Origin of the sequence: Thalassospira sp. MCCC 1A01428, from assembly GCF_002115825.1 — a bacterium.
Classification (GTDB): Bacteria; Pseudomonadota; Alphaproteobacteria; order Rhodospirillales; family Thalassospiraceae; genus Thalassospira.
In genome coordinates, this window is the sequence record NZ_JFJZ01000010.1 from 30,574 (window position 1) to 54,038 (window position 23,465).

The window sequence follows — 23,465 nt, forward strand, 5'->3', positions numbered from 1 at the left end:
TCAGAGCTTGCAGGGGCAACATCCCCCGTTTGCCTGTCTCAACGCTGTCATTAAGGGAGGCACAGCGACATGTCGTCACTAAAAAAATGCACCACCAGCCTGGTTGCGCTGGTCGCGGCTGTTTCAGCCCATGCGACCATTGCATCGGCCGAGGATGTATTGAACATCTATAACTGGTCAGATTATATCGCCGAGGATACCGTTGCCAATTTCGAAAAGGAATATGGCGTAAAGGTCAACTACGATGTCTATGACAGCAATCAGGTTGTCGAAGCCAAATTGCTGGCAGGACATTCGGGCTATGACATTGTTGTTCCAACTCTGGCCGATGCCCAACGCCTGATCCAGGCTGATATTTTCCAGAAGCTCGATAAATCCAAATTGCCAAACTATGGCAACCTGGACCCGGCTATTTTGAAACAGACTGCCAAATACGACCCCGACAATGCCTATGCCGTACCCTATATGTGGGGCACAAACGGCTATGGCTACAATGTCGACAAGGTTAAGGAAATTCTGGGCGATGATGCCCCGACCGATAGCTGGGCGCTTATTTTTGATCCGAAATACGCCGAACCATTGTCAAAATGTGGCCTGACCCTGCTCGATGATCCGGGGGAAATGGTTGATCCGGTTAATTTCTATCTGGGTAATGGCGACAAACCGCAAAGCAAGGAAACCATTCAGGCCGCGATGACGCAGCTTGAAAAAGTTCGTCCGTTTATCACCTATTTCAACAGTTCCCAGTACATCAACGATCTTGCCAACGGCAATGTCTGCGTTTCTGTCGGTTTTTCCGGCGACGTGTTTATGGCGCGTGACCGTGCCGACGAAGCCGAAAATGATGTTCACATCAATTATGTGATCCCGAAGGAAGGCACGTTGATCTGGTTTGATACCATGTTAATCCCGGCCGATGCACCGCACCCCGATCTGGCACACAAATTCATCAATTATGTTCTTGATGCCAAGGTTAGTGCCTCGATCACCAACTATGTTACCTATGCTGGCCCGAACCTGGCAGCGATGGAATATGTTGATGATGAAATCAAAAATAACCCCGGCATTTATCCGTCGGACGAGGTAAAGGCAAAACTGCGCGCCAAGGTTGAACCCGGGCCCAAATTGCTGCGCGAACGGACCCGTTTGTGGACCAAATTGAAAACCGGCCAGTAAGGTCTGTTTCAATAAAAAACGGATATACACAAGGCGCGGCACCCCCGCGCCTTGTTTTTTTAATGACTCGTATTACGCAACGCGAAAAAACCCTTCGCAAATGCAAACACACGATGGATAAAAGCAACATCTGTGAAGCAAAAAATGCTCAATTACTGAACAGCACCGCCCATTTTCCCCGCATTTTGGCCAAAAACACCATCTAAACGTTCGAAATATCGCACACCACTCTTTACAGATTGCGGAATTGCTTCATCCTGTTAAGCAGAAAAAAGATAAATAGTTTCACAACATCAGACGGGAGAATCCTGGTGTCGCAGGGGGCCAATCAGCAAGAAGCACGCGAATGCGTGCAGTCAAGCCAACCGTGGAACGATCCGGATGCGGTTCCGTTTATCCGGTTTGAAAAAGTAACCAAAAAATTCGGCGATTTTTACGCTGTCGACGATGTATCGCTTGATATTTATCGTCACGAACTGTTCGCCCTGCTGGGTGGTTCAGGCTGTGGTAAAACCACCTTGTTACGCATGCTGGCCGGGTTTGAAGAACTGACCGACGGCAAAATCTTTATTGATGGCGTGGATATGGCCGGCGTTCCACCCTATGAACGCCCCACCAACATGATGTTTCAATCCTATGCGCTGTTCCCGCATATGAGTGTTGAAACCAATGTGGCCTTTGGCCTGCATCAGGACGGTTATTCAAAATCTGAAATCAAAGACCGCGTCGCCGATATGCTGGCACTGGTGCAAATGAGCAAGTTTGCCAAACGCAAACCGCATCAGCTTTCGGGCGGACAACGCCAGCGTGTCGCCCTGGCGCGGTCACTTGTCAAACAACCCAAGGTTTTGTTGCTCGACGAACCGTTAGGGGCGCTGGATAAAAAACTGCGCGAACAAACCCAGTTTGAACTGGTCAATATCCAGGAAAAACTTGGCACCACCTTTGTCATGGTGACCCATGACCAGGAAGAAGCCATGACGATGGCCTCGCGCATTGCCGTGATGAATGAAGGGGTTATCAAACAAAAAGGCACCCCGTTTGAACTTTATGAATACCCCAATTCCCGCTTTACCGCCAATTTCCTGGGTCAGGTTAACCTGATTGAAGGAACACTGGTTGATGATGACGAAAAATACGCCATCATCCGGTCTGACGATATTGGCGGCGATATTTATATCGACCACGCGGTTCAGGGCCATGAAGGCACCACACTTTGGGTTGCCCTGCGGCCGGAACGCCTGCGTCTTTGCACGGAAAAACCCGAAGACAGCGCCCATAACTGTTTTGGCGGCAAGGTCGAGGAAATCGGCTATCTTGGTGGCCTTTCGACCTATCACGTCCGCCTTGACAGTGGCCTGCGCATCAAGGTTAGCGAACCCAATACCCATCGCCACAATGAACCGCGCTATACGTGGGAAGACCGGGTTTGGGTAACCTGGGAGACGGGGTCCGCCTCGGTGCTGAACCAATGAGCGAGATAAAACCAACCCTTAAACAACGTTTTGACCGCTGGATGATCCGGCATGGGCGGGTTCTTGTTATTGGCTTGCCCTATTTGTGGCTGTTCCTGTTTTTCCTGGTGCCGTTCCTGATTGTTTTAAAAATCAGTTTCGCCACCGCCGAATATGCCCAGCCGCCCTATAGCGCACTGTTTCAATGGGTGGATGAAGGGGTCAATGTTGCCATCAATTTTGGCAATTACCTGTTTTTGCTTTCCGACAGCCTTTATATCACCGCGTATCTGAATTCGATCCGTATTGCCGCCATTTCAACCGTCATCACGCTATTAATCGGCTATCCAATGGCCTATGGCATTGCCCGGGCCAAGGGGTCTACGCGCAACCTGTTGCTGATGCTGGTGATCCTGCCGTTCTGGACCAGTTTTCTGATCCGCGTTTATGCCTGGATCGGCATTTTGGACCGCGAGGGATTAATCAACGCTGCCCTGATGGGGATGCACATCATTTCCGAACCCCTGATTATGCGCCAAACCGAATTCGCGGTTTATATCGGCATTGTCTATACCTACCTGCCCTTCATGATCCTGCCGCTGTATTCGACGCTCGAAAAAATGGATGGCAGCCTGCTTGAAGCTGCCCTCGACCTTGGCTGCAAACCATGGAAGGCGTTTTTGAAGATTACGCTGCCGCTTTCCATGCCCGGTGTTCTGGCAGGGTCCTTGCTGGTTTTCATTCCTGCTGTGGGCGAATTCGTAATTCCGGAACTTCTGGGCGGCCCCAATACCCTTATGATCGGGCGAACCTTGTGGAACGAGTTTTTCTCCAACCGGGATTGGCCAATTGCATCCTCGGTTGCGATCGCCATGCTGATTTTTCTGGTCGTGCCGATCATGTATTTTCAGCACATTCAGGGTAAAACCGAGGAGGCCGGGAAATGAGCGGCAAAAGATCAATCTTCTTAACCTCGGCACTGTGTTTCGGTTTTGCCTTCCTCTATGTGCCCATCCTGCTCGTGATCATTTATTCGTTCAATGAGGGCAAACTGGTTACGGTCTGGGCCGGGTTTTCAACCAAATGGTATGTCGAACTGTTTCAGGATGACGGCATGATTGACGCTGCCTGGAACAGCCTGCGTATCGGGGTTATGTCAGCGACCCTTGCCCTTGCCATTGGCACCCCGGCCGGGCTGGTGATGTCACGGTTCGGGCGTTTTAAAACCCGCACCATGTTTTCCGGCATGATTGCAGCCCCGCTGGTGATGCCCGACGTTATTACCGGCCTGTCATTGCTGCTGTTATTTGTTACTATGGAACAGCTTATCGGCTGGCCCGAAGGCCGAGGCATGACCACCATTGTCATTGCCCACACAACATTCTGTGCAGCCTATGTGGCCGTTGTTATTCAGTCACGTCTGGCCGGGATGGATAGCTCGATCGAGGAAGCGGCGATGGATCTGGGGGCCAAACCCACCAAGATTTTCTTCCTGATCACGCTGCCAATGATTTTACCGGCCCTGATGGCAGGCTGGCTTCTGTCTTTCACCCTCTCGCTAGATGATCTGGTCATTTCCAGTTTCGTGGCCGGCCCTGGTTCCACCACCCTACCCATGAAAGTCTTTTCGTCGGTCAGGCTGGGGGTTTCGCCCGAAATCAATGCGTTGGCCACCCTGATCATTGTTGCAATTTCAATCCTGATCATTATTGCCAGCATCCTTGTCATGCGCTCCGAACGGCAACGCAGCCGCCAGATACAGGATGATCCCGGAATTGTCGGCTAATTGATTATGATGTCTCGTCGACCATAAAATAAAACACAAAACCGCCCAGCCTTGCCCCGGGCGGTTTTCGTTTAACAAAAGCCACAAAATGCTGCGTTTATCACGGCAAACGATCAATAAAAAAGGATGACCAAACAAAATGCGGCCATCCTTTTTCAATTCACAGTCACAAAATAACTATAAAACAGCCGGTGCATCCTGCTGCCCAACATTGCTTTGCTTCATCACCGTAATTTCGGCGCGCCAGAACTCGATGACAGCCGTTTCGGCAGACTGGGAGAAATCAATAATCATGTCTTCAAGGGCATTCTGGCGCATCAGCACCACAACCCTGGCAGGCACCTGCGACATTTGCCACAGCCCCAATACAAGGGCGAACGAATTCGCCATCAGGTTTCGTGCCTGTTGTGCCGTAATGGCATAAATTTCAGAAAGCGCATCCGCAGTACGTTTAACCATAGCAGCCACATACCGCTTATGGATCAACACGCTTTCGTCATCGGCCCCTTGCTCCAGCACACCATGCGATAGTGATGCCAAATGCAAAAACCGTGATCTTTTAACAAGATAGTCAACAAACTGGCGGGCAACACGCAAGGCATCGCGTTCTGCAGGCGGGCGAAGGGCCTCCTGCTCGATCATATCCAGATTATTCTCGCTCCATCCCTTGAAAAAGCGACGGAGGACTTCAAGAAACAAGGCCTCTTTGCTGGAAAAATAAAGGTATAATGTGCCTTTGGCCAGGTTGGCCTTTTTTGCAACTTCCGCCGCAGACGGCAGTTGCCCCTCACCTTCCAGAAAAAGCGCCTCGGCGGCGTCTATTATATCGTTCCTGCGGCGCAGTTTTTGTTCATGACTGCGTGCGCGAACGAGGCATTCGTTTTCCATCAATTGTTCTTCCCCGGTCTTCTCCCCGGCAGATTATTGCCCGCAAAGAAGTGCAGAGTCAAACAACCGTTCCCGCTATCACCTCATTTAACGCTTCACAAACATCCGATACGCAATGCAGCCATGCGGTCAGCAATGTCAAAACGATGCAGCATTTTTAAGAATGGCTAAAGCCAATTGCATGATTCTGCATGTTTTTTCGATCATCCAAAATGACTATTGGTCATCTTTGATGGCGTTTCTTCTGCCAAAACAACAAAATCAATTTTCGTATGATCACCCGCCAAAACACGACAACCGGGCATTGTTTTTCACACGGGCAATTCTGTGGTACGTTTCACTTCGCGCAGGGTAATAACGGTTTGCACCCGTTCCACACCGGGTAACTGGGTCAGGACTTCGCTGTGGATACGTTCGTAATCCGATGTGTTGCTGTACACAACATGCACCAGATAATCGCTTTGCCCTGCCAACAGGTAACATTCGACGACTTCGGGAACAGACTGGATTTCCCGCTCAAAATCTTCCAGCGCCTGCCGCGTTTGCCGGGCAATGGAAATATTGACAAAGGCATTGCCCGGTTTACCGATCCGTTTCGGGTTTAGCAACATGGCGTAACGGTCAATAAACCCGGCTTCTTCAAGCAGGCGTACACGGCGCAAACAAGCCGAGGCCGACAGGTTCACTTTTTCCGCCAGATCCGCATTGCTAATGCGCCCGTCCTGCTGCAGCAAGCGCAATATCATCCGGTCGCGATCGTCGATGTCCATTCGAATGTTTCCCTGACATATTGGCATTTTCTTAAAATAATCTGCCAACAATACCATTTTTTGCGGCCCAAATTGAAGAGAAATTGCCATAATTTTAGGGTAACGTTCAAACATAACTAAAAGCCGGGCAAAAAGCCCACCCGCCACTTCAAAATCCGGGAGGTCACACGATGTTAATCGGTGTCCCAAGAGAGATCAAAAACCATGAATATCGCGTCGGCATGACCCCGTCATCCGTACGCGAAGCCATTACCCACGGCCACAAGGTCATTATCGAAACCAATGCTGGTGCCGGTATTGGCTGTAGTGATGCCGATTATCAGGCAGCGGGGGCCACAATAATTGATACTGCCAACGAGATTTTTGCCACCGCCGAAATGGTGGTCAAGGTCAAGGAACCGCAAAAAGTTGAATATGAACAACTGCGCCCCGGTCAGTTGTTATTTACCTATTTGCATCTGGCACCGGATCCTGAACAAACCAAAGGCCTGATCAAATCGGGCGTAACCGCCATTGCCTATGAAACCGTCACCGACCGCAACGGCGGCCTGCCATTATTGGCCCCGATGTCGGAAGTGGCCGGGCGCATGGCACCCCAGGTGGGGGCTGCTGCCCTGCAGAAAGCCAATGGCGGACGCGGGATGTTGCTGGGGGGTGTACCCGGCGTTTCCCCGGCCAAGGTGGTTGTCATTGGCGGTGGTGTCGTTGGCACCAATGCTGCCCGCATCGCGGCAGGCATGGGGGCCGATGTCACCATTCTTGATAAAAATATCAAACGGTTAACCTATCTCGACGATATCTTCGGTCCGCGCATCAAAACCCAATATGCCACCATCGATGATACCGAATCGCTGGTATATGATGCCGACATGGTTGTGGGGGCGGTTCTGATCCCCGGTGCCGCCGCACCAAAACTGATCCGCCGTGAACAACTGTCAAAAATGAAGCCGGGCTCGGTCATTGTGGACGTTGCCATTGATCAGGGCGGATGTTTCGAGACATCCAAAGCCACCACCCACGCCGACCCGATTTATATTGTCGATGACGTTGTGCATTACTGCGTTGCCAATATGCCCGGTGCGGTTGCCCGGACATCCACCTTCGCCCTGAACAACGCCACCCTGCCCTTTATGCTCGCCCTCGCCGACAAGGGCTGGAAAAAGGCCTGTCAGGATGATGTTCATCTGGCAGCGGGCCTTAACGTGCATGATGGCAACATCACCTATGAAGCAGTTGCTCGTGAACTGGGCTACGATTATCTGCCTTTGCAAAAAGCACTGGCATAGGCCGGAAACACCTTAAAATCTGTTTTGTGCAAACCCCGCTGTCACGGCGGGGTTTGTCTGTTCGGGCGTTATTCAGCTTGAGCGTGCTAAAACGTCAGCAAGGTTTTGCGCAGCATATCAAACTCTGCCGACCCCAGATTGTCACGCAACCGCGACTGCACCTTTTGCCAGTCACCTGCGGCGGCATCAAACGCAGAACGGCCAGCATCGGAAACCGATAAAAAGCGCCGCCTTTTATCGGCAGGGTCCATCCGCGATATCACCAGCCCCGCCTTTTCCAATGGTCGCAACCCGCGCGACATGGCTGACTGGTCCATAAACATGGCATCGGCCACCGCCTGTACCGACGGGTTTGCCATTCGTTGAATATGCGCCAACAGGGTAAATTGGCCGATGGTCAACCCGTGCCGCGCAAGGGCGGCATCATATTGCCGGCTAACCACGCGCGTTGCACGGCGCAGGGCATGCGCCATACAGACGCCGGTCAGGGCCAGGGCGACCGCATCCGCGCGGGGCGATTTTTCATGTTTGGTCACACAGCAACTCCCGGTTGGCGATTAAGGGCGGCATGATGATTGCCAAGTTCATGCATATGACTATATATTAAATGCATATGCATTTAATAGCCCGGCTCGACACGCCAGCAACATCGCCAACCTGCCATGAATGGACACAGACATGACCCTTCCCGATATCGTTTTATGCGCCCCGCGCCGCACGGCCATTGGCAAATTCAACGGCACCCTTACCCCCGTTTCCGCAACCGACCTTGGCGCGCGGGTTATTGCCGGGGTTATGGCCGATGCCAAACTGTCTGCTCGCCAGATTGACGGCGCAGTGATGGGCAATGTGGTGCAGGCAGGCAACAAAATGAACCCGGCGCGCCAGGCCGTGGTTAATGCCGGGCTGGGCGATGCGGTTCCGGCAGTAACAGTAAACCGTGTTTGTGGTTCAGGGGCCGAGGCCATTGCCGCTGCTGCCCGTGAAATATGGCTGGGCCATAGCGCCATCATGATCGCGGGGGGCATGGAAAACATGGACCGCGCCCCGTATTTGCTGTCCAACGCCCGTTTTGGCTATCGCATGGGGCCCGGTGAAATACAGGACAGCATGTTGCTAGACGGCCTGCATGATGCCTTTTCGGGCGAACATTCAGGCTGGCACACCGAAGATTTGATCACGGAAAAAAACATCTCGCGCGACGATCAGGACCGCTGGGCCGTCCGCTCGCACCAGAACTTTGCAGCCCGCCAGCAAAACGGGGCTTTTGAGGGCGAAATTACGGCCATCGAGATTGCCGGTAAAAAAGGAACAATCACGTTTGATCGCGATGAATCGGTTCGCCCGGAAACCAGCATGGATGTGCTGGCAAAACTACGCCCGGTCTTTCGCCCCGATGGCACCATTACCGCCGGCAACGCACCGGGTTTAAACAGCGGCGCTGCGGCCATGATTGTCGCCAACCGCGATGCCGCCGAAAAAGCAGGCCTACGTCCGATGGCACGGCTGGTATCTTACGGCGTCGCGGCCGTGGCCCCGGCGATGTTTGGCATTGCCCCCGTCCCCGCCGTGCAACAGGCACTGTATCGCGCGGGATGGCAGCGTGGCGACATTGACCGCATCGAAATTAACGAAGCCTATGCCGCCGTGCCGCTGGCGGTACTGCGCGAACTGGGTCTGCCCGAAGATATCGTCAATGTTGATGGCGGGGCCATTGCGCATGGCCACCCGATTGGGGCCACCGGGGCCGTTTTAACCACCCGTTTAATCCATTCCATGCAATGCGATGGCCTTAAACGCGGCATTGTCACCCTGTGCATCGGCGGCGGTCAGGGCATTGCGCTGGCGCTTGAAATCATCAGCTGATTTAAAAGGGGCGGGCTTCTCTGAAGCCCTTGCCAATCGTTTCACAAGCCGTGCGGCGCAAATTTCCATAAAAAAACCACCCGGCACGCCAAAGCATACCGGGTGGCTTTAAAATTCAGATAGCGACCTTCAGGATCAGAATTCAACCTGCGTCACGTCGCGCACAGCGCCCTTATCGGCACTGGTGGCAAGGGCGGCATAGGCCCGCAATGCCGTTGTCACCTTACGCTTGCGCGGTTTGGCGGGCTTCCAGGCAGCCGCACCTTTGGCTTCCATTGCTTCGCGGCGTGCAGCCATTTCGGCATCGTCAATCGCGATATGGATGGTCCGGTTGGGAATATCGATTTCGATGGTGTCGCCCGGTTCAACCAGGGCAATATCGCCACCAGCCGCAGCTTCGGGTGACACATGACCAATTGAAAGGCCCGACGTTCCACCCGAGAAACGACCATCAGTGATCAGGGCGCAAGCCTTGCCCAGCCCCATCGATTTCAGATAGCTGGTCGGATAGAGCATTTCCTGCATACCCGGCCCACCCTTGGGTCCTTCATAACGAATGACAACAACGTCGCCTTCCTTGACCTCACCGCCCAGAACCTTGGCAACGGCTTCATCCTGGCTTTCGCAAATAACAGCCGGGCCGGTAAATTTCAGGATGCTGGCATCGACACCGGCAGTTTTAACAATACAGCCATTGATCGCCATGTTGCCAAACAGAACAGCCAAACCGCCATCCTTGCTATAAGCGTGTTCAATGTCGCGAATACAGCCGCCTTTTTCGTCCATATCCAGATCGTCCCAGTAACGTTCCTGGCTAAAGGCAACCTGACTGGGGACACCACCTGGCATGGCACGATAGAATTTCTGAACATTTTCATTGGTGGTTCGTCTGATGTCCCATTTTTCAAGAGCATCCGCCATGGTTTTGGCATGAACAGTCGGCACATCCGTATGCAGCAACCCGCCCCGTTCCAGTTCGCCCAGAATACGCATGATGCCACCGGCACGATGCACATCTTCCATATGATATAACGGGTGAGACGGTGCCACCTTGGACAAATGCGGAATCTGACGGGACAGACGGTCCATGTCGGTCATGGTAAAATCAAGTTCGGCTTCACGGGCAATCGCGAGCAAATGCAACACCGTGTTGGTTGACCCACCCATGGCAATATCAAGTGCCATTGCATTTTCAAAGGCTTTGAAAGATGCAATGCCGCGCGGCGTTGCGGTAATGTCGTCTTCTTCGTAATAACGGCGCGCCAAACGAACTGATGTGCGGGCAGCTTCAAGGAACAGTTCCTTACGTGCCGCATGCGTCGCCAGAACCGATCCATTGCCAGGCAAAGCCAAACCAAGGGCCTCGGCCAGGCAGTTCATGGAATTGGCGGTAAACATGCCCGAGCACGACCCGCAGGTCGGGCAGGCAGAACGTTCGACGACAGCCACCTGTTCGTCCGAAATTTTCGGATCGGCCGCCTCAACCATGGCATCAACCAGGTCAAGATGGCGTTCCTTGCCATCAATCGTCACCTTGCCGGCTTCCATCGGACCACCCGACACAAACACGCAGGGAATGTTAAGGCGCATGGCCGCCATCAACATGCCAGGGGTAATTTTATCGCAGTTGGAAATGCACACCATGGCGTCGGCACAATGGGCATTAACCATGTATTCAACCGAGTCCGCGATGATTTCGCGCGACGGCAGGCTGTAAAGCATACCGTCATGCCCCATCGCAATGCCATCATCCACGGCAATGGTATTAAATTCCTTGGCGACACCACCCGAAGCTTCAATCTCGCGTGCAACCATCTGGCCCAGGTCTTTAAGATGAACATGGCCCGGCACAAACTGGGTAAAGCTGTTGACCACCGCAATAATCGGCTTGTCAAAATCCTCATCCTTCATGCCTGTTGCGCGCCAAAGGCCGCGCGCGCCCGCCATATTGCGACCATGGGTGGTTGTACGAGACCGATATTCCGGCATGGGTCGACCCTCTCTTTATACGTGATATTTTTGAACTCGCGTTCTAGCACAGACTTGGCGTTGTTTTACAGTTTTTTGGCTGAAAGTTTCGACAAACCTGCCATGCGGGTATTTTTATACCTGTCAGCTTACAGGCAAAAAACCGGGCGAACCAGCAGCCATAACCGCACTAACCCAAATGCACTGCCCCATTGGATTATGTACGCCAATCACCCTATCCCAAAGACCCACAAGATCAATCAAACGAATAGGAGACGGTGCCGTCACGAAAGAATATTTTAATATTCGATTATCGCCGCCAGGCGATTCTCCCACTCCCATTCTCGCCCCGGCCCGTTTGTGGCTGGGGTTTTTTTTGGAGTTACCGTAACACTCATTGCCACAGCAATGGCTCGCCACGGTTTGGATAGCGACAGGTATACACAAACATCACACGCCCGGCATTATCGATGCCTGCTTTCTTCGCACGTAGTCTGCAAACCGGAATGCTGCAATGCCAGCCGTCACATTTGATCGCCGACAGAACCGTTGCACTGGCGACAGGCCATAGCATTGTCAATTTCCAGGTATTAAAGCATTTGATGTTAAAGCACTAACATCCGAATAAGATGACAAACCGGCCCCGGTTACGTCATTATAGGACAGGACATCAAAAACAAGGCATTGCATGACAGCCGAGCTTTCAACATTGCTGCGGCGCGGGCTGGCGGCCCACGAAGGCAACCGCCTGCAAGAAGCGGAAAAAATTTACCGCCGCGTTCTCGATATCGCCCCGAACCATAACGAGGCCGAGCATCTTCTTGCCACCCTGCTGACTCGCGAGGGGCAGCATCGTGAAGCCCTGGAACTGTTCGAAAGCTGCATTTCGCGCATGGGGGCCAACCCGGCGGCCCGGTGCAACTATGCCATTGCCCTGGAAGCCAACGGCGAAATAGACCGCGCAATTGACGAATTTCGCCTGGCCCTTAGTTATCACGGCGATTTCCCAACCGCCCTGTTTCATCTGGCCCGCCTTGAAAAGGCCCGCGGCAATTATGGCCAGACAATCGACCTTTTGGGGCGAATGCTGAACCTGCATAACGGCAATTTTGATGCATTTTTGCTGTTTGGCGAAGCCCTGAATGCGTTAGGACAATATGAAGCCGCCCTGATGGCATTTGAAAATGCTGCCGAAGCCGCCAAACTTGATTCAGATAAAATCAACCAGGTTGGCGCTGTTCTGTTGCGACTGGGTCATATCGACGCGGCCCAAAACCTGTTTTCACGTGCGTTAAGCATCCATAGCGATCATGTGCCATCAATGGTCAATATGGCGACATCCCTGATCGCATCAGGCCGATACCAGCAAGCCAGCAACGTGCTGGAAGCCGCCCGTGAACACGCCCCTGAACTGGCCGATATCGAAGCCCTGTTTGCCGACATTCTGATCCGGGGGGGCGATACGGCCCACGGGGTTGCCCGCCTTGCTGCTTTGGTCGAAAAAAACCCGGCCCGTGCGGATTTTCATGCGCGGCTGTTGTCGGCCCTTTTGTATTTGCCGCAATTTGACGGCCCGGAATATTTAAAACAGGCACGACAATGGGCGCGATCACATTTACCCCCCCTTGCATCCCCGCCCAAATTTGCCAATACCCGCAGCACTGACAGGCGCCTTCGCATTGGCTGGATATCGCCCGATTTTCGCGATCACCCGTTATATGCACGGTTAATGGGGCTGGCCCGCCATCATGATCGCAATCATATAGAACTGTTTTTATATTCCGCCGTCACCCGCCACGACGACATCACCCGCCAGTGGCAAATTGTCGCCGATAGCTGGCGCGATGTGGCAGGGCAGGATGCCGAACGCATTGCAGATCGCATCCGAAAGGACAAAATCGATATTCTGGTTGATTTATCGGGTTTCACACGCGACCACCCGATCGAGGTATTTGCCTATCGCCCGGCCCCCGTACAGGTCACATTTTATCATGCATCAACCGGCATCGGTCAAATTGACCACATGTTCGGCCATGTTGACATGACAGCCGCAGGTGCGGCCGAAAACCGCCTTTGTAGCGAAACATTACACCGCCTGCCCCATGCCGGCTTTGCCTATACCCCGCCCGAGGACAGCCCGGCAACCGGCCCGTTGCCTGCCCTGCTAAACGGGTATTTGACCTATGGCTTTGTCGGTACGTTACCGCGCATTAGCGATACGGTCTTAAACAGCTGGGCACGGATTATGAACAAAGCAGCCCGTAGCCGCCTGATCATACAGGCGGAAGGACTGCATGATGATTTTGTCCGCCAGAATTTTCTGGATCGTGCCCGTCAGGCCGGTTTGCATGTTGATCGCATCACATGTCACGGGATTAACCCTGATAAAAACCGGAACATTACCATTTATGACCAGATAGACATTGGGCTGGATCCGTTCCCTGCCAATAACATTACTGCAGGCTGCGACATGTTATGGCATGGGGTGCCTTTTGTAACACTGGCTGGCACCATGCCGTCGGCACGGTGCGGGCTTGGGGTGCTTGGCGATGTCGGGCTGGATGCGCTGGCCGCCGAAACCCGCAATGGATATGTCGAAAAAGCCGTGCTTCTGGGCCGCGATATTGATGCCCTGTCCATGATCCGGCGAACATTGCGTGACCGGGTAATGAAAGCCAGCATGATGGACCACCGCATGATTGCCGCTGATTTTGAGGAGGCCTATCGTGATGTCTGGCGGCTGTGGTGCATACAGTAACCGGTCCTATTTGGCGATGGCACCACTGGCAAACAACTGGTTCACTGCAGCCAACAGGTCGTCTGCAATAAATCCGGCCTCCTCGGCGGCGGCGGGAAGTAAGGTTTCCCTGGCGCCATGTCCTGTCCGCACCATCACGGTTTTAAGGCCTGCGGCATTGCCCGCGCGAATATCGGCAATTTTATCACCAACCAGCACACTTTCAGGCCGATCAATTGCAAAATCCTCGCAGGCGGCAAAAATCATACCGGGGCCGGGCTTGCGGCAAATGCTTTCCTTGCGATATTCACCCTGCCCATCAGTATGAAACGGCGAATAATAAATACCCTGTACGCTTGCCCCGGCATCGGCCAGCAGCTCCGTCATCCGAATATGCAAATCATACAACTGGTCTTCGGTTAAGAACCCGCGCGCCACACCGGATTGATTTGTCACAACCACAACCGGCACGCCTGCTGCGTTAATCCGGGCAATGGCCTGTGCCACACCGAGGATCAACACCATGTCTTCCGATCGCGACAGATAATGCACTTCCTCGTTTATTACCCCGTCACGATCCAGAAAAACAGCTGGCAAAGGGTTGCGCTGATCCCGCCATTTGGGCGACGGGTCGATCAGGTGCCGGCGCACAAAAGAATAATCGGTCATATCAAAAATGCCTGTCCAGCACTGTGTTAACTGCGAAACTAAGAGTACCCGGCTTAAATCCGGCAACCTTAAAATGGGATAACCAATGCCTTACAGCAAGGCACAAATATAACGGCCCCACATTTAGGAAGTTTCACAATACGGCTTTCGATGGTTAGAAAACAGCCGATAAAACATCGGCATTATAACTGGTATTACCATTATTAACTTGTCGGACCCTGCCAGAACATGGCAATTACCAAGACTGGCGTAGTTGTCAGGGGGATGATCCATGTTTGCCAATATTTTTGCCATTCTGGCACCGGTTTTTATCACAACCGGTCTGGGATATTTCTGGGCACGGGCCGGCAAACATTTTGATACATCCCTTGTCACATCGCTTGTGACCTATTTTGGCACACCGTGCCTGACCTTTGCCGCCCTTGCCACCGTTAAACTCGGCGCAGATGCCCTGTTGTCGATGGGCAGTGCAGCGGTTCTTTCCATTCTGGCCTTTATTGCCATTGGCTGGCCAATCCTGAAACTGTTCAAGCTATCCCCGCGTACCTATTTGCAATCGCTAAGCTGGCCCAATATTGGCAATGTCGGGTTACCGTTGTGTTTGCTGGCATTTGGCAATGATGGTTTGGCATTGGCCGTGGCATTTTTTGCCGCGATGATTGTGTTGCAACTTACTGTTGGCGTGGCGTTTGTCGCCGGCACATTTTCAATTCGCTCGCTTGCGAAAATGCCGATTGTTCCGGCAACATTAATTGCAATTGTGTTTCTGGCAACCAAAACCCCGGTTCCGGCCTGGCTTTACAACACCACCGATCTGATCGGCCAGCTCACCATCCCGTTAATGCTGTTTACATTGGGTGTATCTTTGGCACGGCTTAAACCGGTCAGCCTGCTTCGCAGTATCGGCCTGTCGGTTTTGCGTCTGGCGATGGGGTTTGGTGTCGGTCTTGGATTATCGGAAATTCTGGGGCTGGACGGAGCGGCCCGAGGGGTTGTGATTTTGCAATGTTCAATGCCGGTCGCGGTTTTTTGTTACCTGTTTGCCCAGCTATACGACAACGACCCCGAAGAAGTTGCCGGGGTTGTTATTGCATCAACCTTTCTCGCTGCAATCAGCCTGCCTGCCCTGTTATGGTATGTTCTGTAACAGTCTGGCCGGCAATCAGGGCGTAATTTTCAGTCGGTAATGGCCGGTATGGTCGTCGGTGGGATAGAACCCCACCGCACAATCATAAGATCCACGTGTTAAATCCGGGTCATTGTTTTCCCCCGCCAGCTTACGCACAACGTCCTTGCATTTTTCAACGCTATCAAGTCCTTCGCCCGCAAACTTCAAGGCCGACCGATCGTTTTTATCGGGGTAATAAACGGCGGTTACACTTTCCCACGGGGCCGCATTATCGGGCCATATCTGATTGGCGAACCATTCGCGCGGGCCGCCCAGTGTTGACCATGCCAAAATGGCAATAATACCCACGGCCAATAACCGGCGGGCCATTCGTCCGCGAATAAAATGCATCATTTATCGTTCCAGCCAATATCCTGAAAATCGCTTCCGCGGTAAACGGCGTCGCAATCGAGATAATATTCGTCAAGTTGGGGCGGTTTTTGCGGCGTTCCCGATAACATCGCATGAACCTGCCCGCGATGATGTGTTTGATGCACAAACAAATGCGACAACACCGCCCCTGCTGTCTCATAGGCCGTTTCGCCCTTGCCTCGGTCCAGTGTTACCATTTCCAGGGCAGCGTCCCCTGTCAGTTTTTCGCAAAAATCCAGCAATTCACCATCGCTGGCGCGCTGGGCTTCGGCCAGGGTCGTTATATCGGCAAAGGGGTTGGCACTGGTAAAACAATCCCGCCCCCGACCGCCGGATTTAAGGGCATCAATATAATACCAATCCACGATCAGGATATGATTGAGGGTTTGCAGGATTGTTGGGAAAAATGACGTGCGCCCTGCTGTTAGCTCTATCTGCGGCAGTTTTTCACAACAGGCCAATAAACGAAAATTCGACCAGGCATTATTACGGGCCTGATCAAAAAACGATGTTCCCGGCATTGCCGTGCGCATGGGCATAACACGTGGCTTTCTATTGCGGGTTATTCACCGGTGACGGGATGGGCATGATTTAGCGGGCCATTCCCCTTGCCGAAATCAGGGGCGGTACGGATGGCTTCACGTACATAAGCACGCGCACGCGCCACCGCATCCCCCAGATCAAGCCCCTGGGCAATCCCTGTTGCAATGGCACTGGCAAGGGTGCAGCCCGTACCATGGTTATTGTTCGACGGAATACGGTCTTCTTCAAAGCCGGAAATACCGTGTTCACGATCCCACAAAATATCGACAATCCTGTTTCCCTCGGAATGCCCGCCTTTGACCAGAACAGCATTGGCCCCCATCGCGCCAATCTTTTCTGCCGCCAAAATCATATCGGCCTCGCTGGTAATGCGAAGACCAGACAAAACTTCTGCTTCGGGAATATTAGGGGTTAAAACAGTGGCACGCGGTATCAGCAGTTTGATCAGGCTTTCAACCGCATCTTCTTCCAACAGGCGTGATCCGCTTTGCGAAATCATTACCGGATCAATCACCACAGGCACACCGGCCGCTTTGCCATCCAGCAAGCCGGCAACAGCCTTGATCACGGGGACAGAATGTAACATACCGGTTTTCAGACAATCCGCACCGATATCATCGAGCATCAATTCAGCCTGCTGGATGATAAAGGCAGGGTCGATCCCCAACACGCCAAACACGCCCTGGGTGTTTTGTGCCGTAAGGGCTGTAATCGCCGTGGCGGCATAGCCCCCCAGCACAGTCACGGTTTTAATGTCTGCCTGAATACCCGCACCCCCGGAACTATCAGAACCGGCAAGGATCAACACACGCCCCTTCATCGGGAATCTCCTGTTCTTCAAACCCAAATTGCGGAAAGCCGAAGCCTGAACCGGCTTTAGGCGGTTACCGTATTGATTTGCGCAATAATACCATCAACAACACGTTCGACATGGATAGCATCATCGCCTTCGGCCATCACCCGGATCAACGGTTCAGTGCCCGATTTGCGAATAAGCACTCTGCCGTTACCGTCAAACGACTTTTCCGCAGCGGAAATTGCCTCGATCACACTGGTATGGCCCAAGGGGTCGGTACCGGCAGCATAACGCACATTTTTCAAAACTTGCGGCAGCGGATCAAATACATGGGTCATCTGTGATACCGGGCCGTCATGCCCCGCCAGCACAGCCAGCACCTGCAAGGATGCCAGCAAGCCATCACCGGTCGAGGCGAAGTCCGACAACACAATATGTCCGGACTGTTCACCGCCAACATTACAACCGAGGGCACGCATCTGCTCGACCACATAACGATCCCCAACCTTGGTACGGATCAGGCGCAATCCCTGATTTTCCAGATACCGTTCCAGACCCAGATTTGACATCACCGTTGCCACCAGGGCATTGCCGCGCAACTGGCCGGTTTTGTGCCAATGCGTGGTTACAAGCCCCATTAACTGGTCGCCATCAATCAGGCGACCGTTTTCATCGCACATCTGAACACGGTCAGCATCCCCGTCAAGGGCAATGCCGACATCGGCGTTTTGCGCAACAACCAGGTCGCACATGGGTTTGGTGTGGGTCGAACCACAATTATCATTAATATTAAAACCGTTTGGTGTGGTGCCAAGTTCAATAACGTCTGCACCCAGTTCACGCAAAACCATCGGTGCAACGCTGTAGGCGGCACCATTGGCGCAATCAAGGACAATTCGTAATCCTTCAAGCGTTACATGCCCCGGCAACGACGATTTAACGGCTTCAATATAACGCCCCGGTGCGTCCTCAATGCGCTTTGCCCGGCCCAATGATTTGGCCGGCACCAGCAAAGCCGAAAGATCACTTTCCATCAGGGCTTCAATTTCGCTTTCAACCGCATCGGATAATTTGAAACCATCCGGGCCAAACAGCTTGATGCCATTGTCTTCAAAGGGGTTATGTGATGCGGAAATCATCACACCAATATCGGCCCGCATCGATTTGGTCAGCATTGCAACCGCAGGCGTAGGCATTGGCCCCACCAGAATTACATCCATCCCCATGGATGTAAAACCGGCGACCAGGGCTGGTTCAAGCATATAACCCGACAAACGGGTATCCTTGCCGATCACCACACGATGACGGTGGTTGCCGCGGGTAAAATATTGCCCTGCGGCCATACCAACCTTAAGGGCGACTTCGGCCGTCATCGGCGCACTGTTGGCAGTTCCACGGATCCCGTCGGTCCCAAAATACTTGCGGCTCATGTGTTGTGTTCTTTCACTATGCTTGATCCGGCATCTCAACAACCGGGTTCCTTGCTTGATCGTCCGGTTTCGGTCTGCGGTTATAACAAAGTCAGGTCAGAATGCCACCGGCTTGTCCATTCTTCTTCTTATACCTGCCCCAGCCAAACAGATGGTTTTGTATATACCGGACAATGAAGCGGTTCAAATCCGCATAACAAAGCAATGGCATCAGGCCTGATTTAACGTTAACACATAAACGGGGTGGTTTTTGAGGGTCCAGGGGATTGATACCGTCAAAAAAAATAGCAATGGGGATATACCGGCAACTTTCGCATAACGTGCAAAGTGTTGGCCAACAAACACGACCGGAACGCATCCCCGAACAAACGGAAATGCAAAAAAAACGGTCCATTTTTTATATTCTGATTGCTGTCTTTTATACCGTTCTTTTCCTGACCGGAAGCATCGCACATGCCCAGGGCGCACGTCTGACAGTTACACCGCCAGGCAAGCAGGCCCTGTTTGACATGTCGCTGGACCCGTATATCGTTCGCCTGAACGACCCGGAACGAATTCTGTCGTTTCGCGAAGTCGTAGAGCGGCCTGCCAAGGATTTTGTCCCGGTCCACAATTCGATCGGTGCGGGATATACCCGTGACGCAGTCTGGTATCGGGCAGAATTTGAAGTAGAATTTCCCGACACACCGGAAACAGCGACATCACACAATATGCGCCTGTTTCTGGAAATAAGCCCGCCTTACCTTAACCGGATTGATGTCGCGATCTTTAGCATAAATGCGCAAAAATTCGTCTGGCGCGACCTGCTGGGTGATGCCATCAAGGCAACCAGCGACACCATAAAAAGCCGCTACCCGACAACCCGCCTTCCTGATCTTGCGCCGGGTAAATACAGCATTGTTTTTCGGGTGGAAACAACCAGCACCAACACCCTGTCAGCCAGCTTTCGCAATGATTCGACCCTGATGTCAAAAGGCGGGCGCGCCCTGATCCTGTCAAGCATTCTGGTCGCAGCCCTGACGGTTATTGGCGGCGTTTATCTTGTCGGCGGTGTATTGATCCGCGATATTTCGCTGTTCTGGTATGGCAATTACGTTTTGTCAGTGGCAATAACGTGCATTGGTCTTTCCGGATTGGGCCTTTTACTGTTGCAACCTCTATGGCCTCCTTTAAATGACATCGTAACAGGTGGCGGTTCGGCCCTGTCTGTGGCAACCAGCGTCATGATGTGGGTTACGGTTATTAACTTGCGCCAGTTAAACCAGCGTCTCTATCGGGCTTATTGTATTTATGCCGGTATTGCGGCCTCGATGGTGCTAACATCGCCGACCTCCTATTACACCGAATTTGGTCATTATTTTCTGTCGTTTCACCTGCTCGTGCTTGTGAGCATGTTTATCTGCCTGATCTATCGTGTCTGGCTCACTCCGCGGGGCATGCACCTGTTTTATCTGGTCGCTTTGGGTCTTCCCTGCATTGCAGCTGCCCTTTATGTTGCCTCTTTGGTCGGCGCGGCACCAACAAACCAGCTCACCCGGGTTGTTTATCCGGTAGCTACCATTTTCCATCTGATCCTGATGGGAATAGCGATGGCGTATCGCACCAGTTATCTTGAAAACTCGCGGATTGCAGCACAAAGCCGGCGCCATCGAACCCGCCTTCTTGCCGAAGAACAACGCGAATTCATTACCATGTTAGGTCACGAATTTCGAACACCACTGGCAATCATTCAACGATCAGCCGAGTTAATTTCGTTGCATCTTGGTGATGCCGGTGAAGGTATCGCCGATCGCATGGCGCGCATCCGTAACCACGCAGGTCAATTATCCGGGCTGGTGGATGTTTTTCTGACAAAAGACACCCTTGATCGCGGAGCGTTCACCCTGAACCGCCAAACCGTCAATCTGTTTGAGTTCCTTGCCGGTATTATCGGTTCCGTTGATCAGGAAGGCACACAAATTGATATTACCCTGCACGGCGATGCCGATACGTCCATCAACGCGGACCCGACCCTTTTAAAACTTGCCATCATTAATGTCATTGAAAACGCACGAAAATACGCGCCAGGATCGCCTGTTTCAATTGATTGCAATCATCGGGGCGACGGATATGCCTATATCCGCCTGGTAGACCACGGACCCGGCATGAACGAAGAAGACCTGTCACAGGTTTCCCTGGCATTTTATCGGGGTAAAACCTCGGATGGTACCCGTGGCGTTGGCCTGGGCCTGCATATCGCCAGCCGCATTCTCGAAGCCCATAACGGGGCGATCACAATGTCGGTCGCCGAAAAAGGTGGCACCACAGTTATTTTCAAACTGCCAATTGATCGCGAAGCAACCATTTACAATATCCGCCACCGCAATACCCAACGGATTACGTCGGGCCGAAATGCACGCAAGACGGGGGCAGACTGACCATGCTGTTTACTGCCTTGGCCAAATATAAAAGCGCGCTGATATATCTAAAATCGCACAGGCCTGTTTCAGGGTTGCTGTTGATGATGATTATAGGCCTGATAGCAGGGACTGACGCCCATTACAGCCCGGCACACGCTGGCCTGGCCCCTCCGGTCGATATTTCAGCACCTTTGTCGGACGATATTTTATTCACCGGACATATTGCCAGTTACCAGGACCCGGAACAGAACAAAACCCTAAACGACATTCGCGCCCTGCCCGACAGTGCCTTTACCGCCCATACCAAAGTCCCGGCCTTTGGCTATACCAACAATGCTATTTGGTATCGCATTGATTTGATCGCGTCCAACCCGATCCGCGAAAGCCGCCACATCGATATCGGCCCCATCTTTTTGAACGTGATCAACCTGTATCTGACCCAAAAAGACAATCCGGTGCCTATTTGGTCGGTACTCCTGGGCGATCATGTTCCTTCAAGCCAACGTCCTGTTTTGGCACCGGAACACTTGGCTCCGTTTCCGGCAATAGATAAGGGTAAATATACCCTCTACATTCGCACACAGTCCAACAGCACTCAATTTATCGAAGCATCCTTGCTATCAAATGATGCTCAAATCAGCCGGTGGTCGCTGGGCCTGGCGGCAAAGGGGCTTTTTATTGGCGTTTTGATGATGATGTCGATCATTTACGTGGTGATCGGCTTTTTTATCCGTGATTACGCTGTTGCACTTTATGGCGCCTGCCTGGCGGCATTTGGCACATTATCATCAGCTGTTGGAGGGTTGTTTCTTACACTTTTTGCCCCGGAATGGCCCTATACCAATGATTTGCTGGTAGGGGCAGGAACGGCCATTAACATCGCGGCAGCCAGCCTGCTTTGGGTCAATATTCTTGATATCGGTTCGGAATGCCGGTTTTGCAAAAAGATTTTCTATAGCTATTCCATCATTATTTTATTGGGGTCTGTCACGGCGACATCGCCACTTTACACCACCTTTGCCAGTTACTGTCAGTTATCGCATACATGTATCATGTTAATTTACATTAGTTTTCTGATACGGCGCATCATTCATAATCCGCGTTTTATTGTTCACTGGATTTACCTGACTGTGATGGCGGTGCCCACCACCGCCCTGATGGTATATTACCTTGCCCTAAATCACTTCCTGCCCGTCAATGACATAACCGCTGCAGCATACCCCTTTGCGCTGGCGGCACATCTTGTTTTAATGAGCGTGCTGATGGCATTGCGCATTACAGCCATTGACCGAGATCGCCTGAAAGCTGCCAATCTGGCTGAAAGTACAGAAAAGATTGTTCAGGAACAGCGCAAACTGGTTTCCATGCTATCGCACGAATTTCGCACCCCTTTGGCCGTGATCCAGCGGGCTGCTGAAATGGTAACACTGCGTCTGAACAAAGATGCCCTTGCCCGTGGCGAGCATGGCGTTCCCCGCCCTGTAACAGACCGGCTGAAACGCATTCAGGACCAGTCAGGGAAACTGGCAAGACTGGTTGATGTGTTTTTAGGCAAGGATAACCTGAATGCCCCGCAATTTGCCCTGGCCCGCAAACTGATCCCGGCCAAAGGCTTTCTTCAGGAATTTATCACTCTGGCCCAGCGTGAAAACGCCAAACTTGACCTTGTTTATAACGGCGGGGCCAATAACGTTTTATATGCGGATGAAACCTTGCTGGGGCTGGCACTTACCAATGTCATCGAAAATGCGCGCCGCCACCAGCCAGGAGAACCCATTTCGCTGGTCGCGCACGAAGAATACAATATGACACTGAAAATAGACATATCCCATCCGGGGTTGGACGGGGCCAAGGCAGTGGACATTGAAACCCTGCGCAATTCCATGTTTTCGATTCAAAGCACTCTCGAGCAGAATTCAGGACCGAACCGGTTTTACGAGAAAAAAACCAATCTGGAAACCATCACCCCGCGCAATGAAATTGCATTGGGCCTGCACATCACCCAGCGCATCATTGCCGCGCACGGCGGTAAAACCGATATTGTTTCAGGGGCGGAACAAGGATTTAATATCCGTATTATCCTGCCACTTGAAGCATCGCTATAACACGCAAGCCCAACCTATACACAGGCAGTGCAGCCAACAAAACCAGACCATG

19 protein-coding genes are annotated in these 23,465 nt (G+C 52.5%); 10 read left to right on the forward strand and 9 right to left on the reverse strand.

Annotated elements, in window-relative coordinates; translation table 11 throughout:
• Nucleotides 1–69 precede the first annotated feature (69 nt).
• From THS27_RS10330 to THS27_RS10350, 4 genes are all read left to right on the forward strand, one after another.
• Nucleotides 70–1,176, forward strand: a complete 1,107-nt coding sequence (locus THS27_RS10330; protein ID WP_085590506.1) for a polyamine ABC transporter substrate-binding protein — start codon at nucleotides 70–72, stop codon at nucleotides 1,174–1,176.
• A gap of 311 nt (nucleotides 1,177–1,487) precedes the next feature.
• Entirely contained in the window at nucleotides 1,488–2,651 is a 1,164-nt protein-coding gene (locus tag THS27_RS10340) for an ABC transporter ATP-binding protein (RefSeq protein ID WP_085590510.1), read from the forward strand.
• Entirely contained in the window at nucleotides 2,648–3,577 is a 930-nt protein-coding gene (locus THS27_RS10345) for an ABC transporter permease subunit (RefSeq protein ID WP_085581404.1), read from the forward strand. Before THS27_RS10340 ends, THS27_RS10345 begins: the two co-directional genes overlap by 4 nt.
• A complete protein-coding gene (locus THS27_RS10350; protein WP_085590512.1) occupies nucleotides 3,574–4,416 on the forward strand; it encodes an ABC transporter permease subunit in 843 nt (280 codons plus the stop codon). The genes THS27_RS10345 and THS27_RS10350 overlap by 4 nt, the downstream gene beginning before the upstream one ends.
• Before the next feature lie 177 nt (nucleotides 4,417–4,593).
• Here THS27_RS10350 and THS27_RS10355 read toward each other — a convergent pair whose 3' ends face one another.
• Together THS27_RS10355 and THS27_RS10360 are read right to left on the reverse strand one after the other, a co-directional pair.
• Complete coding sequence (locus THS27_RS10355) at nucleotides 4,594–5,304, reverse strand: TetR family transcriptional regulator (protein ID WP_085590513.1); 711 nt, start codon at nucleotides 5,302–5,304, stop codon at nucleotides 4,594–4,596.
• 311 nt (nucleotides 5,305–5,615) lie between these two features.
• Nucleotides 5,616–6,074 carry an Lrp/AsnC family transcriptional regulator gene (locus THS27_RS10360; RefSeq protein ID WP_085582045.1) on the reverse strand — a complete coding sequence of 153 codons (459 nt, stop codon included), beginning with the start codon at nucleotides 6,072–6,074 and terminating at the stop codon, nucleotides 5,616–5,618.
• 170 nt (nucleotides 6,075–6,244) lie between these two features.
• Here THS27_RS10360 and ald point away from each other — a divergent pair, with 170 nt between their 5' ends.
• Nucleotides 6,245–7,360: an alanine dehydrogenase gene (ald, locus tag THS27_RS10365; protein WP_085590515.1), complete on the forward strand. Its 1,116-nt coding sequence runs from the start codon at nucleotides 6,245–6,247 to the stop codon at nucleotides 7,358–7,360.
• An 86-nt stretch (nucleotides 7,361–7,446) separates the two neighbouring features.
• Here the strand turns inward: ald and THS27_RS10370 are convergent, their stop codons facing one another.
• Nucleotides 7,447–7,896 carry a MarR family winged helix-turn-helix transcriptional regulator gene (locus THS27_RS10370; protein ID WP_085590517.1) on the reverse strand — a complete coding sequence of 150 codons (450 nt, stop codon included), beginning with the start codon at nucleotides 7,894–7,896 and terminating at the stop codon, nucleotides 7,447–7,449.
• Between the two features lie 142 nt (nucleotides 7,897–8,038).
• Here THS27_RS10370 and THS27_RS10375 point away from each other — a divergent pair, with 142 nt between their 5' ends.
• Nucleotides 8,039–9,226 carry a thiolase family protein gene (locus tag THS27_RS10375; protein ID WP_085590519.1) on the forward strand — a complete coding sequence of 396 codons (1,188 nt, stop codon included), beginning with the start codon at nucleotides 8,039–8,041 and terminating at the stop codon, nucleotides 9,224–9,226.
• A 135-nt stretch (nucleotides 9,227–9,361) separates the two neighbouring features.
• Here THS27_RS10375 and ilvD read toward each other — a convergent pair whose 3' ends face one another.
• The gene (ilvD, locus tag THS27_RS10380) at nucleotides 9,362–11,215 is read right to left on the reverse strand and encodes a dihydroxy-acid dehydratase (RefSeq protein WP_085590521.1); all 1,854 of its coding nucleotides are present in this window, start codon (nucleotides 11,213–11,215) and stop codon (nucleotides 9,362–9,364) included.
• A gap of 667 nt (nucleotides 11,216–11,882) precedes the next feature.
• Between ilvD and THS27_RS10390 the strand changes: the two genes are divergently transcribed.
• Nucleotides 11,883–13,952 (forward strand): tetratricopeptide repeat protein, encoded by a 2,070-nt coding sequence (locus THS27_RS10390; RefSeq protein ID WP_085590525.1) that lies wholly within the window; start codon nucleotides 11,883–11,885, stop codon nucleotides 13,950–13,952.
• A 6-nt stretch (nucleotides 13,953–13,958) separates the two neighbouring features.
• Here the strand turns inward: THS27_RS10390 and THS27_RS10395 are convergent, their stop codons facing one another.
• Nucleotides 13,959–14,600, reverse strand: a complete 642-nt coding sequence (locus tag THS27_RS10395; RefSeq protein WP_085590527.1) for an HAD-IIIA family hydrolase — start codon at nucleotides 14,598–14,600, stop codon at nucleotides 13,959–13,961.
• Between the two features lie 271 nt (nucleotides 14,601–14,871).
• On the opposite strand from THS27_RS10395, the gene THS27_RS10400 reads away from it, so the two are divergent.
• Entirely contained in the window at nucleotides 14,872–15,747 is an 876-nt protein-coding gene (locus THS27_RS10400; protein ID WP_085590529.1) for an AEC family transporter, read from the forward strand.
• 15 nt (nucleotides 15,748–15,762) lie between these two features.
• Here the strand turns inward: THS27_RS10400 and THS27_RS10405 are convergent, their stop codons facing one another.
• From THS27_RS10405 to glmM, 4 genes are read right to left on the reverse strand one after another with little or no spacing between them, the layout of a single operon-like run.
• Nucleotides 15,763–16,122, reverse strand: coding sequence for a hypothetical protein (locus THS27_RS10405; RefSeq protein WP_085590531.1), 360 nt, complete (start codon nucleotides 16,120–16,122; stop codon nucleotides 15,763–15,765).
• Nucleotides 16,119–16,679, reverse strand: coding sequence for a DinB family protein (locus tag THS27_RS10410; RefSeq protein WP_085590533.1), 561 nt, complete (start codon nucleotides 16,677–16,679; stop codon nucleotides 16,119–16,121). The genes THS27_RS10405 and THS27_RS10410 overlap by 4 nt, the downstream gene beginning before the upstream one ends.
• Nucleotides 16,680–16,702: 23 nt before the next feature.
• Nucleotides 16,703–17,503 (reverse strand): bifunctional hydroxymethylpyrimidine kinase/phosphomethylpyrimidine kinase, encoded by an 801-nt coding sequence (gene thiD, locus THS27_RS10415; protein ID WP_085590535.1) that lies wholly within the window; start codon nucleotides 17,501–17,503, stop codon nucleotides 16,703–16,705.
• A gap of 56 nt (nucleotides 17,504–17,559) precedes the next feature.
• On the reverse strand, nucleotides 17,560–18,909 hold the full coding sequence (gene glmM, locus THS27_RS10420) for a phosphoglucosamine mutase (RefSeq protein WP_085590537.1): 1,350 nt from the start codon (nucleotides 18,907–18,909) through the stop codon (nucleotides 17,560–17,562).
• Nucleotides 18,910–19,283: 374 nt separating this feature from the next.
• Here glmM and THS27_RS10425 point away from each other — a divergent pair, with 374 nt between their 5' ends.
• Complete coding sequence (locus THS27_RS10425; protein WP_168184869.1) at nucleotides 19,284–21,326, forward strand: sensor histidine kinase; 2,043 nt, start codon at nucleotides 19,284–19,286, stop codon at nucleotides 21,324–21,326.
• An 83-nt stretch (nucleotides 21,327–21,409) separates the two neighbouring features.
• Nucleotides 21,410–23,413 (forward strand): sensor histidine kinase, encoded by a 2,004-nt coding sequence (locus THS27_RS10430; RefSeq protein WP_168184870.1) that lies wholly within the window; start codon nucleotides 21,410–21,412, stop codon nucleotides 23,411–23,413.
• Nucleotides 23,414–23,465: the final 52 nt, after the last annotated feature.

Excerpts from the sequence above, each read along its gene's own strand:
- THS27_RS10360 (WP_085582045.1), bottom strand. The coding sequence starts at position 6,074 with ATGGACATCGACGATCGCGACCGGATGATATTGCGCTTGCTGCAGCAG.
- ilvD (WP_085590521.1), bottom strand. The coding sequence starts at position 11,215 with ATGCCGGAATATCGGTCTCGTACAACCACCCATGGTCGCAATATGGCG.
- THS27_RS10350 (WP_085590512.1), top strand. The coding sequence starts at position 3,574 with ATGAGCGGCAAAAGATCAATCTTCTTAACCTCGGCACTGTGTTTCGGT.
- THS27_RS10400 (WP_085590529.1), top strand. The coding sequence starts at position 14,872 with ATGTTTGCCAATATTTTTGCCATTCTGGCACCGGTTTTTATCACAACC.
- THS27_RS10430 (WP_168184870.1), top strand. The coding sequence starts at position 21,410 with ATGATGATTATAGGCCTGATAGCAGGGACTGACGCCCATTACAGCCCG.
- thiD (WP_085590535.1), bottom strand. The coding sequence starts at position 17,503 with ATGAAGGGGCGTGTGTTGATCCTTGCCGGTTCTGATAGTTCCGGGGGT.
- glmM (WP_085590537.1), bottom strand. The coding sequence starts at position 18,909 with ATGAGCCGCAAGTATTTTGGGACCGACGGGATCCGTGGAACTGCCAAC.
- THS27_RS10425 (WP_168184869.1), top strand. The coding sequence starts at position 19,284 with ATGCAAAAAAAACGGTCCATTTTTTATATTCTGATTGCTGTCTTTTAT.
- THS27_RS10405 (WP_085590531.1), bottom strand. The coding sequence starts at position 16,122 with ATGATGCATTTTATTCGCGGACGAATGGCCCGCCGGTTATTGGCCGTG.
- THS27_RS10395 (WP_085590527.1), bottom strand. The coding sequence starts at position 14,600 with ATGACCGATTATTCTTTTGTGCGCCGGCACCTGATCGACCCGTCGCCC.
- THS27_RS10390 (WP_085590525.1), top strand. The coding sequence starts at position 11,883 with ATGACAGCCGAGCTTTCAACATTGCTGCGGCGCGGGCTGGCGGCCCAC.
- THS27_RS10330 (WP_085590506.1), top strand. The coding sequence starts at position 70 with ATGTCGTCACTAAAAAAATGCACCACCAGCCTGGTTGCGCTGGTCGCG.
- ald (WP_085590515.1), top strand. The coding sequence starts at position 6,245 with ATGTTAATCGGTGTCCCAAGAGAGATCAAAAACCATGAATATCGCGTC.
- THS27_RS10410 (WP_085590533.1), bottom strand. The coding sequence starts at position 16,679 with ATGCCCATGCGCACGGCAATGCCGGGAACATCGTTTTTTGATCAGGCC.
- THS27_RS10375 (WP_085590519.1), top strand. The coding sequence starts at position 8,039 with ATGACCCTTCCCGATATCGTTTTATGCGCCCCGCGCCGCACGGCCATT.
- THS27_RS10345 (WP_085581404.1), top strand. The coding sequence starts at position 2,648 with ATGAGCGAGATAAAACCAACCCTTAAACAACGTTTTGACCGCTGGATG.
- THS27_RS10355 (WP_085590513.1), bottom strand. The coding sequence starts at position 5,304 with ATGGAAAACGAATGCCTCGTTCGCGCACGCAGTCATGAACAAAAACTG.